Below are 12657 nucleotides of genomic sequence, written 5' to 3'. Positions count from 1 at the left end.
CAGCACGACGTCATGTACGCCATCAACCAGGTGCTCATCCCCGCCCTCGACGAGGTGGGCGTCCGCTTCGAGAAGGGCACGTTCTTCCTGCCGCAGCTCATGGCCTCGGCCGAGGCCGCAAAGGCCGGCTTCAACACCATCCGCGAGGCCAACGCCGCCTCGGGCACGGAGGTCGCCTCCAAGGGCCAGGTCGCCATCTGCACGGTCAAGGGCGACATCCACGACATCGGCAAGAACATCGTCAAGATGCTGCTGGAGAACTACGGCTACGACGTGCTCGACCTCGGGCGCGACGTCGACCCCCAGGTCTTTGTGGACGCCGTCGTGGAGCACCACGTCAGGCTTGCCGGCCTCTCCGCGCTGATGACCGCGACCGTCCCCGCCATGCAGGACACGATCGAGCTCCTGCGCAAGCAGGCTCCCTGGTGCAAGGTCATGGTGGGCGGCGCCGTCCTCAACCCCGAGTACGCCAAGATGGTCGGCGCGGACTACTACGCCAAGGACGCGGCCGAGTCCGCCAAGATCGCGGCGGAGGTCCTGGGCAAGTAGTGCCACGACCACGGCCGCCCGTTCGACACCCACATCGCCTGTCGAGAAGAACGCCCGCACCGGCTCCAAACCGGTGCGGGCGTTCCGCGTCCTCGTTCTTCTCGCCCGAAGGCGTTTCCTTGCGCTTCCCTTGCCCGGGCTGGCGGGCCGTCGCTACGCCTGGAACGTGTCGCGGCCGAAGGCGTCCTTCCAGGCCTGCGTGAACTCGTCGACCGCAATCTGGGTCCCCGGGTGGTCGAGCATGGCGCGCACGACGTCCGGCGCCACGGTCACCGCACCGACGCCCGCGAGCATGAGCTCGTGCACCTGGTTGCCGTTCTTGAAGGAGGCCGCGCAGATCTTGCTGTCCAGGCCGTTGACGTCGAGCATCTGCTGGAGCTCGCGCACCCACTGGACGCCGTCGCCGTAGTTGCACATGCGGTTCACGTACGGGGCAAGGTAGTCGGCGCCGTTCATGGCCGCAAAGAACGCCTGGTCGGGAGAGTAAATCGCCGTCGCCAGGACGTTGAGGCCCTCGCGCTTGGCCTGCTTGATGGCGCGCAGGCCGTCGTTGGTGACGGGGATCTTCACGTACATGTTCTGCGGGCGCAGCGCGCAGATGGTGCGGGCGTCCTTCAGGATCCCCTCGTAGTCGGTCGCGACCGTCTGCATGAAGAGCTTCTGGCTCGGGTCGAGGACGGCGTCCATCTCTGCGAGGACCTGCTCGGGGGTCTTGCCGCTGCGCGTGATGATCGTCGGGTTCGTCGTGACGCCCGCGATGGTCATGATCTCCGAGAGCTCGCGAACCTGCTCGGCGTCGGCCGTGTCCAGAATGAATTCCATGATGCTTTCCCTTCCCATTGACTTCCATTGCCTGGAAACTTATAGGTGCCTATTGATGCGGAACTTGGTGCAGGGCCATCACTCGCCGTGGACCACGACGCGGAGCCCCGCCTCCTCGCATGCGGCGACCACGTCGTCCACGCCCTTCTCCCCCAGCTGGGGCACGCCGCGGAGGCCGTAGTCCATCCCCATGGCGTCGTACTTGGACTCCCCCATCTGGTGGAAGGGGAGCACGTCGACCCGCTCGATCCCCAGCTCGCGCATGCGCCCGACGTTCGCGCGCACGTTGTCGCTGCCGTCCGTGAAGCCCGGGATGACGGGCATGCGCGCCACCACGCGCGCGCCCATGGACAGGAGCCTGCGGAGGTTGTCGTCGCGCAGCCGCGGGTCGATGCCCGTCACGCGCAGGCTCTCCTCCCGGTCCGCGATCTTGAAGTCCACGAGGAACGTGTTGGTGACCGCCGCGAGCGTCGCGAGGTCTCGGACCGGCAGCGCGAGGGTCGTCTCGAGCGCGGTGTTCAGCCCCGCCCTCCTGCACGCGGCAAGGAACTCGAGCACGAACGCCTGGTTGGGGCCGGCGAGGCACTCCCCGCCGGATACCGTCACGCCGCCGTTGCTCTCCTCGTAGAACACGCGGTCGCGAAGGACCACCTTGAGCAGCGCCTCGACGTCGGCCGGCTTTCCCAGCAGTTCCTTGGCGCCCGTGGGGCACTCCGCCGGGGTCCTGGGGCAACTCGCGGCACCGCTGGCGTCCGGCGGCATCGAGCAGTGGATGCACTGCGACGCGTGCCAGGCCACCTGCGGCGAGAAGGACAGGTTCTCAGGGTTGCAGCACCACGGGCACCTGAACGGGCAGCCCTTGAGGAACACCACCGTCCTGATCCCGCCCCCGTCGTGGATCGAGAAGCGCTGGACGTTGGTGTACAGCGCGCCCGCCGGGCTAGAGGACGTTTTCGGTGCGGTTGATGATGTCATCCTGCACACCCTTCGCGAGCTCGACGAACATGGCGGAGTACCCCGCGACGCGCACGATCAGGTCCTGGTGACGCTCGGGGTGGGCCTGCGCGTCCAGCAGCGTGGCACGGTCGACCACGTTGAACTGGATGTGCTGGATGCCCAGGCGCGAGAAGGACCTGAGGTAGGCGGAGAGCTTCCTGATGCCGCCCTCCCCGGCAAGCGTCGAGGGCGAGAACTTCACGTTGAGCAGCGAGCCGTTGGAGTCCAGCACGTTGTCCAGCTTGCCCACGCTCGCGAGGCTGGCGGTGGGGCCGTTCTTGTCGCGACCGACCATGGGCGAGAGGCCGCCGTCGGCGAGCTGCTCGCCCGCGCGGCGCCCGTCCGGCGTGGCGCCGACCGCGCGGCCCAGCGGGATGTGCGCGCTCACGGTGTAGGAGCCGGGCTGGAAGTGCCCGCCGCGGGGATTCTCGTACTTCTCGACCTGCTCGCCGTAGAAGCGGAGGAAGTCCGCGGAGAGGTTGTCGACCTCGTCCACGTCGTTTCCGTACTTGGGGTAGCGGTTGACGAAGCGCTGGCGCCAGAGCTCGTCGCCCTCGCCCTGCCAGTCGCGCTCGAGCATCGCCAGCAGCTCGGGGTAGGAGATGCTCTTCTCCTCGAAGACGGCCTTCCGCATGACCTCGAGGGAATCCGCGAGGTTCGCGGTGCCGACGCCCTGCACGCCGGACGGGTTGTAGCGCGCGCCGCCCTGCGTGATGTCGAGGCCCTTCTGCAGCGAGTCGTGCACGAACACGGAGAGCAGCGGGGTGGGGGCCATCGCCCTGTGCGCGAGGTCGCACACGTTGCAGCCCTTTGCCATGAGGGCGATATAGCGCGACATGACCTCGCGGATCCCCTGCTCGAGCCCCTCGAAGCTGGCGAATCCCTCGGGATGCTCGCGCAGGCAGATCTCGAAGCACTTGAGGATGTTGAACATCGAGATGTCGTGCAGGCCGTACATGCGCCCCGGGATCGACAGCTCGACGCAGCCGACCACGGCGTAGTCGCGGGCGTCCTCGACGGAGATGCCGCGGCGCACGAACGCCTCGACGTTCACCTCGTCGTTGAAGCACTGCGGGATGCCGTCGCCGAGACGGATGATCCGGCATGCCGTGTCGAGGAGCCTGTCGGGAGTGCCCGCGTGGATGCGAAGCGACAGGTTGGGCTGCGGCAGGCGCGTGTCCTGCTGGAGGTCGAGCAGCAGGCAGCTCAGGTCGTTGGAGGCGTCCTCGCCCTTCTCGTCCACACCGCCCACGACCAGGTTGTAGCCGGTCGGGAAGCCGCCGAAGAACTCGGCGCTCGCCGTGGAGCGAAGGAACACCACCGTGTTGCACTTGAGGTAGAAGCACTGCAGCAGCTCGCGAATCTGCGCGTCCGAGGCACCGTTCTTGAGGGAGGCCTGGTAGTAGGGCCAGAGGTACTGGTCCATGCGGCCGAGCGAGATGGAGCTCGCGTTGGACTCGTGCTGCAGGACGAGCGAGAGCAGCCAGGTGAGCTGCAGCGCGTCGTACAGGTCGCGCGCCGGCTCCGTGGCGACGTGCGAGAGGACCTCGGCCATCTTGAGCAGCTCGCGTCCGCGCTCCGACTCCTCGCCCACCTGTGCAGCGCGCTCGCGCACGATCGCCTCGTACCTGCGGACGTAGGCGATGGCCGCCGTCACGCAGATGACGGCCGCCTGGTAGAACTCGTTGTCGGGCTGTGCATCGAGGCGCGCCTGGCAGTCATTCAGGATCTTGCCGAAGCCAAGCTCCAGAGCCATCTTGTAGTCGGGGATGATGTGGCCCTGCCCCTTGTCCGTCTGCGCGACCGCGAAGACCTTGTCCGCCTCGGCCGCCTTCACGTCCTCCGGGCAATGCGACGTGTACCAGTCGTTGAGCGAGTGGCCCTTCCAGTACGGGTAGAGGACCTCGCGGTAATACTGCTTGTCCTCCTCCGACATCTCGAAGGTGTCCTGGGGCCTCGTGGGGAACTTGTCCAGCTCGTCCAGGATCCAGTACGGGCTCATCTCGGGGGAAACGACTCCGGCCCTCGGGGTGGCGGTACGATTGCCGACAAGCAGGTCGTAGTCGTCAAGCACGATCTTGTGGTTCTCCAGGATGTGACGGAGCGCCTTTGCCCTGCGCAGCGTCACGGGCTCGCCCTCGGTCTGCTGGTAGCTCTGCGTGATGAGCGTCGCGCGCTCGAGATCCACCTGGCGGGGCCGTGCGAAGAGACCCTCCTTGATGTGCCGGGTGCGTTCGGTAAGCATTCCCTCTCCCCTTCCCCGTCGGCGGTAACGGTTCTTGACCGTTTGAAGCTCAATTCAGTCAGAAACCACGATTTCGGCTTCCGTTATTTATCAATATATACTGTTTGTTATTGTTTGCAATCTCGAATTACAATAGGTCACAAGGAATCACCCGATATCACCATGCAAGTCGGAGCAGAATCCGTCTCGGAAATACCAATCGGTCACGTCGTGCGAGGTGCGAAATGTCTATGTTCAGGAACGAGAGACACGAGAAGATCCTCGAACTCGTTGCGAGCGATGGCAGAGTTGCGACATCGGACCTCGCCAAGAGGTTCAACGTGAGCGAGGAGTCCATCAGGAAGGACCTCCAGCAGCTCGATGCAGACGGCCAGCTTCACAGGGTGTATGGCGGGGCCGTGCCCGTGGCGCAAAAGACCTCCCATGTCGTGCTCTCTCGCGTGGACGAGCATCGGGAACAGAAGCAGCAGGTCGCCCGGAAGGCGTTCGACCTCATCCAGGACGACATGACGGTCTTCCTGGACATCTCCACGACCAACCTGTTCCTCGCGGACCTCATTGCCCAGAGCAGCCTCCGCTGCATAGTCGTCTCGAACATGCTCGACATCGTGAGGCGTGCCGCAGAGGGCGGGAACGTGGAGGTGCAATGCCCTGGTGGCCGCATGAACCTCGAGCTCAACGGCCTCGTGGGGGCCACCTGCGCGCAGGCGCTGAGTCGGGTTCACCCAGACCTTGCGTTCCTGGGCACCCTGGAGGTGAACGTCGGAGACGACCGGGTGTCCACCTTCGACAGCGAGGACGGCGCCATCAAGCAGACGGTCCTCGAGACCAGCGAGCGAAGCTATGTGGTTGCGGACTCGTCCAAGTTCACCGCGCGCGGCAGCTACAGCTATGCCAGGTTGACCGACTTCACGGGCCTCATTACGGATGAGAAGGACGAGGTCCATCGCGAGCGCGCGAGGCGACTCGGCATGGAGGTTATCTAGGGCCCCAACAAGAGCGACCGCAGGACAGGCGATATTCCCACCAAGTCCGTACGCTCTTCTCCTCAATCAAGTCTGTAGTATGCCTAGCCCTTCAGCCGCAGCTTGGCGCGGATGATGCGCGTGACGGACTCGTCGATGCGGTCCTCCGTGATGGTGCCGGCCTTGATCGCATCGAGCACACCCTGGTAGCTCTTCCGCAGCTCGGGCGTCATGAGCAGCATGTCCGCGCCGGCCTGGATCGCCACCACGCCGAGCTCGGCGGCGGTGTGCAGGCCGTTCACCGCGCCCATCTCGAGCGAGTCCGTGATGATGATTCCGTCGAAGCCGAGCTCCGTGCGCAGCACGTCCGTCACGATCTTCTTTGAGAGCGAGGCCGGCTCGTCCGTACCCGTCACGTTTGGGCAGCTCATGTGGCCGACCATCACCATGGGCACACCCGCGGCGATCGCCCTCCGGAACGGCACGAGCTCCTCCTGGCGCATCTGGTCGAGCGTCTTGGCGGTGGTGATGGTCTCGGTCTCCGAGTCACCCTCCGCGCCGCCGATGCCCGGGAAGTGCTTGGCGCAGCACATGATGCCGCCGGCCTCGAAGCCCCTTACTGCAGACTCGACCATTGGTGCCACCACGTCCGTCGTCTTGCCAAAGGAGCGCTTGGCCATGGTCTGGCTCGTACCGTTGACGATGTCAGCGTCCGGCGCAAAGTCGACGTTGAAGCCCAGCGGCACCAGGTAGCCTGCGATCCTCTTGCTCACGTCGTAGGCGTTCTGGGCGTTGCCCGTCGCGCCCACGTCGCACATGTTGCCGACGTTCGCGATGGACGGGAAGCCCTTGTTGCCGCCGATGCGGCTGACCGTCCCGCCCTCCTCGTCCACGGACATGAGGAGCGGCAGGCCCACCTCGTCCTCGGAAATACTTGTCGAGGCCGAGAGCAGCTGCTTTGTCTGGCTCTCGCCCAGCAGGTTCTGCGCAAAGTAGCACATGCCACCCACGGGAATCTTGGCGAACGCCTTCCTCGTGGTATCCCCCGCCGCGGTGACCTGGCCCACGCCCGTGAGCGCCTCCGGCTTGGGGAAGAACATCTGGGCGACCTTCTGCTCGAGCGTGAGGGAGGCGACCTTCTTGGCGACCTGGGCCTCGAGGTCGTCCGCTGCTGATGACGTCGTGGTGCCCTTTGCGCTGGCTGCCGAGCCGCTGCTGGAGCCGTCGTCCTTCTCGCCCTTGGAGCCTCCCGAACAGCCCATGACGCCACACGAGAGCGCAACGCCCACGGCAACGCCGCCGATGGTCAGCGCGGCGCGGCGGGTCATGCTTGCGCCTGGCGCCGCGTGACGAGGTGTCTTGTCGCTATCTGCCATGGCCGTCCGATCGCAACGGAGGCATTCGCCGTCATACGAACGCCTTAAGGATACCGTCTGAGGTAGCCGCACGTTACGCAATTCAAGGGCACCCCCACCGGATGGCGAGGGTGCCCCTGCGCTTGCGATCTGCCCGTTATTGCATCTGGCCGGCGGCCACGGGCAGGGCGAGAAGGCCTTCTCGCCCGCCTGAGGCGTCGCCTTGCGTGCGCCTTAGAAGTCCGCGTTGCCCACGGTGCGGGGGTGCGGCAGCACGTCGCGGATGTTGTCCACGCCCGTGAGGTACATGACCAGGCGCTCGAAGCCCAGGCCAAAGCCCGCGTGGTGGCAGCTGCCGTAGCGACGCAGGTCGAGGTAGTACTTGTACTGGTCCTTGTCCATCCCCAGCTCCTCGATGCGGCGCTCCAGCACGTCGAGGCGCTCCTCGCGCTGAGAGCCGCCGATGATCTCGCCGATGCCGGGAACCAGGCAGTCGGCCGCGGCGACCGTCTTGCCGTCGTCGTTCTGGCGCATGTAGAACGCCTTGATGTCCTTGGGGTAGTCCGTCACGAACGTGGGCTTCTTGAAGTGCTGCTCCGTGAGGTAGCGCTCGTGCTCGGTCTGCAGGTCGATGCCCCACTTGACGGGATACTCGAACTTGTGGCCGGCGGCCTGCGCCTCCTCCAGGATCTTGACGGCGTCGGTGTAGGACACGCGCGCGAAGTCGCTGCTCGCCACGTGCGCGAGGCGCTCCTTCAGGCCCTTGTCGACCCACTTGTTGAAGAAGTCCAGCTCGTCGGGGCAGTGCTCCGTCACGTAGTTGATTACGTACTTGAGCATCTGCTCGGACACGTCCATCTCGCCCTCGAGGTCGCAGAACGCCATCTCGGGCTCGACCATCCAGAACTCCGCCGCGTGGCGACGCGTGTTGGAGTCCTCGGCGCGGAACGTGGGGCCAAACGTGTAGACGTCGCCGAAGCTCATGGCAAAGTTCTCGGCTTGGAGCTGGCCGGACACGGTCAGGTTGGTCTGCTTGCCAAAGAAGTCCTTGCTGTAGTCCACCTTGCCGTCGGGCGTGAGCGGCGGGTTGGCCGGGTCGATCGTGGTGACGCGGAACATCTCGCCCGCGCCCTCGGCGTCGGACGCCGTGATGATGGGCGTGTTGACGTAGACGAAGCCGCGCTCCTGGAAGAAGCGGTGGATGGCGAAGGCCGCCACGCTGCGCACGCGGAAGACCGCGCGGAACAGGTTGGTGCGGCTGCGCAGGTGCTGCTGCGTGCGCAGGAACTCGCGGGTCTGGCGCTTCTTCTGCATGGGGTAGTCCGGCTGCGCGGCGCCCTCGACCGTGATGGTCTGGGCCTGCAGCTCGAAGGGCTGCGGGCGGTCCGGCGTGAGCGCGAGCGTGCCCCTGATGATGAGCGCGGAGCCCACGGTAAGGGCCGCGACCTCCTCGTAGTTGGCGAGCTTCTCGCGGTTCATGACGACCTGCAGGTCCTTGAAGCAGCTGCCGTCGTTGAGCACCACGAAGCCGAAGTTCTTCATGTCACGGATGGAGCGGACCCAGCCGGCCACGGTGACCTCCTGGCCGCCAAACTCCTCCATGCGCGCGTAGAGCTGCGCGATCCTTGTGCGATCCATCAGCGGGATCCCCCTTTGGTCTGCGTGGCGTCGCCGGGCGAGAAGAACGGCCTTCTCCCCTGCCGGGGCATGCCGGTTGGGACATGCCGGGCCGACGCCAAGGCGCGAGTTATGCAACCACGTAACCATATCGCAAAACTGGGCCCCTTGTCGCGCGGACGGGCGCGGATGGGTGTGCTAGCGTGGGCGCGGGAAGACAACGGAAAGGACGTGGCCATGGAGAGCGTGAGGCTGGCAAACGGCACGATGATGCCCCAGGTGGGGTTCGGGACGTTCAAGATCCCGCGGGAGGACACGCAGCGGGCGGTGGAGCAGGCCCTTGAACTGGGGTATCGCCACATCGACGGCGCGGCCGCCTACCTCAACGAGCGCGAGGTGGGCGACGCCCTGCGCGCCACGGGCATGGCGGGCAAGGTGTTTGTGACCACGAAGCTCCGCAACTGCGACCAGGGCTACGACCAGGCGCTTCGCGCGTTTGAGGCGTCCCGCGAGCGCCTGGGGCTCGACGTGGTTGACCTGTACCTCATCCACTGGCCGTGCCCCGCGCGTGACAGCTACGTGGAGACCTGGCGCGCGCTCGCGCGGCTGCGCGACGAGGGTGCCGTGCGCGAGATCGGCGTCTCCAACTTCCTGGTGGAGCACCTTGAGCGCCTGGTGCGCGAGACGGGCGTGACGCCCACCGTGGACCAGATCGAGGCACACCCGCGCTTCTGGCAGCCGGACGTGAGCGCCTGGTGCAAGGCCCACGGCGTCGTGGTGGAGGCCTACCAGCCGCTCGGCCGCGGCCGCGACATCGAATCCGCGCCCGTGCAGGCGGCCGCCGAGGCCCACGGCGTCACGTGCGCGCAGGTGGTCCTGCGCTGGCACGTGCAGTCCGGCCGCGTCGTGATCCCCAAGTCCGTGCACGAGGAGCGCATGCGCCAGAACCTCGACCTGTTTGGCTTCAGCCTCACGGACGCCGAGATGGCCTCCATTTCCGCCCTGCACGGCGACGCCAACCGCCTGAGCGGCGACCCGCGCACGTTTGAGAGCCCGCAGGACGAGGCGGACATGCGCGCCCGCACCGCGCGCTAGCGGCGCATCTAGCGAGAAGGACGGCGGCCGCGCCTGGGATGACCTCCCGAGCGCGGCCGCGGTCTTCTCGCACGTATCTGCCACCGGGCAGAGGCTAGGCGAGCTCGGTCTCCGGGTGGTCCTTGGTGAGGAAGTCCTTGTTGGTGACCGTCGCGCCCAGGATCTGCTCGCACTTCTCTGCCAGCTCGTCGATGGCCGCGTGGAGGTCAGCCGAGCGCTCCGGCATCACGTTCTCCATGATGAACATGCAGTGCGGCGTGGCGTCGCTCACCTCCGTGCGCTGGCCGTCGCGCCAGTTCCAGCAGCGGCAGACGGCGCCCGCGTCGTCCAGGTAGGCTATCTCGCCGGGCAGGGTCGGGTCGCTCTCCTCCTCGCCGATGGGCAGGAAGTAGTCGCCGCCCTCGGTCTTGGCCAGGCGGAACGTGCCCTCGATGGCATCGATGTTCTCCGCGCCGATGGGCAGCGCGTACTTGAGCGAGATGGCGTTGCTGATGTCCACGCTCGGCACGATGTGCCCCACGGGGTTGTCCTTCATCACGCGCTTGAGCAGGTTCTCCACGGAGCAGCGCGCGCCCTTCTTGGTCTTGAACTTGCGGTAGGCCTCACGCCAGACGGCCACCACGGCGTTCTGACTGATGGTGCTGCTCGTGAGCCACTCCTCCGCCTTGGCGTTGGCGCGGTCGAGGAACCTTTCGGCTGCCTTCACGTTCTCCTCGCTGATCTGGTCCGTCGGCCTGATGCCATCCACGCACAGCACGCCGATCTCCACCTCGGGAAAGACCTCCCAGAACGAGTCCTCCACAACGAACCTCTTGCCCATGACGCTCCAATCGCCGGCGCGGCGGCCACCACGGCGCCACGCTCTTCTCCTTGGCTCATATCTATACCATACTTTGGAATATTTTGCGGCTCAATTCTGCGTGTACTCCCAATCTTTCAAATCTTTTGCCACTGATTATGCATTCCAAATTGCATAAACGCCGGGTGAGAAAATCGCGCGGCCCCAGCTTGCGCGGCCACCTGGCCCCGTGGCGCGCGCATGGTTTTGGCCCGTCGGGGCGAATGCCTGCATAGCCGCGGAAGGCGGGCCACCACCCCGCGAGGGCGCCGTTGCAGAATGGAAACGCGAGGGCGCCGCACCAGCCGCACACGGCTAGAATGGAGCATACGGCGCCGTCCGACGGCGCAGGTCACAGTCGCGCTGGGCGCCCGCGTGGCGGCGGCGCGCGGATGCGGAGGTAGCTATGGCAGACGGCTCCACGGATACGCAAGACGGCACTGTTGACCAGGCGTTTCGCGTCGAGCACGACTCCATGGGAGAGGTGCGGGTCCCCGCGGACGCGCTCTGGGGCGCCCAGACGCAGCGCTCGTACCAGAACTTCCGCATCGGGACGGAGACCATGCCCCGCGGCATCGTACGCGCCTTCGCCATCCTCAAGAAGGCCGCGGCGCAGGCAAACGCGCAGCTCGGGACCCTCGACCCCACCGTCGCCTCGCTCATAGAGGAGGCCGCTGACGAGGTCCTGGCCGGCCAGCACGACGGCGAGTTCCCGCTCAAGGTGTGGCAGACGGGCTCCGGCACGCAGTCCAACATGAACGTGAACGAGGTCCTGGCCAACCGCGCCAACCAGCTCGCGGCCGAGAGGGGCATCGCCCTTGCCAGCCCCGTGCACCCCAACGACTCCGTCAACCGCTCGCAGTCCTCAAACGACACCTTCCCCACTGCCATGCACGTGGCGGCGGTGCTGGCCGTGCGCCAGGAGCTCGAGCCCGCGGTTGAGCGGCTCATCGCCACGTTCGAGCGGCTCGAGGCCGAGAACGCCGGCGTGGTAAAAAGCGGACGCACGCACCTGCAGGACGCGGTCCCCATCGCCTTCAGCCAGGAGATCTCGGGCTGGCGCGGCATGCTCCAGACGTCGCTCGAGCAGCTCGACGCGAGCCTGCCCATGCTGCGGCGCCTCGCGCTGGGCGGTACGGCCGTGGGCACGGGGCTCAACGCTCCGGACGGCTTCGACACGCTGGTGGCGGAGCGCATCGCGGCCCTCACGGGCGAGCCGTTTAAGACGGACCCCAACAAGTTCCACGCGCTCACCAGCAAGGACGCCATGGTCTTCTCGCACGGCGCCGTGAAGGCGCTGGCCGCGAACATGATGAAGATCGCGAACGACGTGCGCTGGCTGGCATCCGGACCGCGCCTGGGCCTGGGCGAGATCACGATCCCGGCCAACGAGCCCGGCAGCTCCATCATGCCCGGCAAGGTGAACCCCACGCAGTGCGAGGCCGTCACGATGGTGGCCGTGCAGGTGATGGGAAACGACGCCGCGATCGGCTTCGCGGCGAGCCAGGGCAACTTCGAGCTCAACGTGTTCATGCCGGTCATCGCGTACAACTACCTGCAGAGCGTCCGGCTGCTTGCCAACGCGATCGACTCGTTCAACAGGAACTGCGCGGTGGGCATCAAGGCCAACCGCGAAAAGATGTCCCACAACCTGCACAACTCGCTTATGCTCGTAACGTGCCTCAACCCCTACATCGGCTACGAGCGCGCTGCCAAGGTTGCGCACAAGGCGTTTGACGAGGGATGCAGCCTCCGCGAGGCCTGCGTTTCCCTCGGTTACATGACGGAGGAGAAGTTCGACCAGGTTTTCAAGCCAGAGGAGATGGTCTAGCAACATGGACGAGACAAGCGCAAAGAGCCTCAAGCTCCACGAGGAGCTCCAGGGAAAGATCGAGGTCGTTTCTCGCGCAAAGGCCGAGACGAACGAGGACCTCGCGCTCCTGTACACGCCCGGCGTCGCAGAGCCCTGCCGCCAGATCCAGAAGGACTACAGCAAGTCCTGGGAGCTGACGCGCCGTGCCCACCTGGTGGCCGTCATCACCGACAGCACCGCCGTCCTGGGCCTTGGCGACATCGGCGCCGCGGCCGGCATGCCGGTCATGGAGGGCAAGTGCCTGCTCTTCAAGGAGTTCGGCGACGTCGACGCCTTCCCCATCTGCGTCGACACGCATGACA

The 12657-nt window shown here is 66.2% G+C and carries 10 protein-coding genes and 1 pseudogene; 5 read left to right on the top strand and 6 right to left on the bottom strand.

All coding sequences use genetic code 11. From position 1 onward, the window contains the following. Nucleotides 1-549, top strand: a 549-nt coding sequence (locus ACI38Z_RS05645; RefSeq protein ID WP_439789218.1) for a cobalamin-dependent protein, incomplete at its 5' end; no start/stop codon positions are given. Nucleotides 550-702: 153 nt separating this feature from the next. Here ACI38Z_RS05645 and ACI38Z_RS05640 read toward each other — a convergent pair. The 3 genes from ACI38Z_RS05640 to ACI38Z_RS05630 form a co-directional block, all read right to left on the bottom strand. Continuing rightward, nucleotides 703-1371 carry a transaldolase family protein gene (locus ACI38Z_RS05640; protein ID WP_439789217.1) on the bottom strand — a complete coding sequence of 223 codons (669 nt, stop codon included), beginning with the start codon at nucleotides 1369-1371 and terminating at the stop codon, nucleotides 703-705. Between the two features lie 78 nt (nucleotides 1372-1449). After that, nucleotides 1450-2346, bottom strand: a complete 897-nt coding sequence (locus tag ACI38Z_RS05635) for a radical SAM protein (protein ID WP_439789216.1) — start codon at nucleotides 2344-2346, stop codon at nucleotides 1450-1452. Next, nucleotides 2312-4612 (bottom strand): formate C-acetyltransferase/glycerol dehydratase family glycyl radical enzyme, encoded by a 2301-nt coding sequence (locus ACI38Z_RS05630; RefSeq protein ID WP_439789215.1) that lies wholly within the window; start codon nucleotides 4610-4612, stop codon nucleotides 2312-2314. Before ACI38Z_RS05630 ends, ACI38Z_RS05635 begins: the two co-directional genes overlap by 35 nt. Nucleotides 4613-4836: 224 nt before the next feature. Here ACI38Z_RS05630 and ACI38Z_RS05625 point away from each other — a divergent pair, with 224 nt between their 5' ends. Next, a complete protein-coding gene (locus ACI38Z_RS05625; protein ID WP_439789214.1) occupies nucleotides 4837-5598 on the top strand; it encodes a DeoR/GlpR family DNA-binding transcription regulator in 762 nt (253 codons plus the stop codon). An 83-nt stretch (nucleotides 5599-5681) separates the two neighbouring features. Here the strand turns inward: ACI38Z_RS05625 and ACI38Z_RS05620 are convergent, their stop codons facing one another. Both ACI38Z_RS05620 and asnS read right to left on the bottom strand, forming a co-directional pair. Then, a complete protein-coding gene (locus tag ACI38Z_RS05620) occupies nucleotides 5682-6953 on the bottom strand; it encodes a glycoside hydrolase family 3 protein (RefSeq protein WP_439789213.1) in 1272 nt (423 codons plus the stop codon). Nucleotides 6954-7166: 213 nt separating this feature from the next. Further along, the gene (gene asnS, locus ACI38Z_RS05615) at nucleotides 7167-8570 is read right to left on the bottom strand and encodes an asparagine--tRNA ligase (RefSeq protein WP_439789212.1); all 1404 of its coding nucleotides are present in this window, start codon (nucleotides 8568-8570) and stop codon (nucleotides 7167-7169) included. A 216-nt stretch (nucleotides 8571-8786) separates the two neighbouring features. Here asnS and ACI38Z_RS05610 point away from each other — a divergent pair, with 216 nt between their 5' ends. After that, nucleotides 8787-9644, top strand: a complete 858-nt coding sequence (locus ACI38Z_RS05610; protein ID WP_439789211.1) for an aldo/keto reductase — start codon at nucleotides 8787-8789, stop codon at nucleotides 9642-9644. Nucleotides 9645-9738: 94 nt separating this feature from the next. Here ACI38Z_RS05610 and ACI38Z_RS05605 read toward each other — a convergent pair whose 3' ends face one another. Then, a complete protein-coding gene (locus ACI38Z_RS05605; RefSeq protein WP_439789210.1) occupies nucleotides 9739-10464 on the bottom strand; it encodes a B3/B4 domain-containing protein in 726 nt (241 codons plus the stop codon). A gap of 424 nt (nucleotides 10465-10888) precedes the next feature. Between ACI38Z_RS05605 and fumC the strand changes: the two genes are divergently transcribed. Both fumC and ACI38Z_RS05595 read left to right on the top strand, forming a co-directional pair. Then, nucleotides 10889-12313: a class II fumarate hydratase gene (fumC, locus tag ACI38Z_RS05600; RefSeq protein WP_439789209.1), complete on the top strand. Its 1425-nt coding sequence runs from the start codon at nucleotides 10889-10891 to the stop codon at nucleotides 12311-12313. Nucleotides 12314-12317: 4 nt separating this feature from the next. Continuing rightward, nucleotides 12318-12657: pseudogene (locus tag ACI38Z_RS05595) on the top strand (NAD-dependent malic enzyme); the annotation flags it as partial.

Source organism: Parafannyhessea sp. (assembly GCF_051876455.1).
GTDB lineage: Bacteria > Actinomycetota > Coriobacteriia > Coriobacteriales > Atopobiaceae > Parafannyhessea.
The sequence above is the reverse complement of the archived record's forward strand: the minus strand, read 5'-3'. Positions and strand labels throughout refer to the sequence as shown.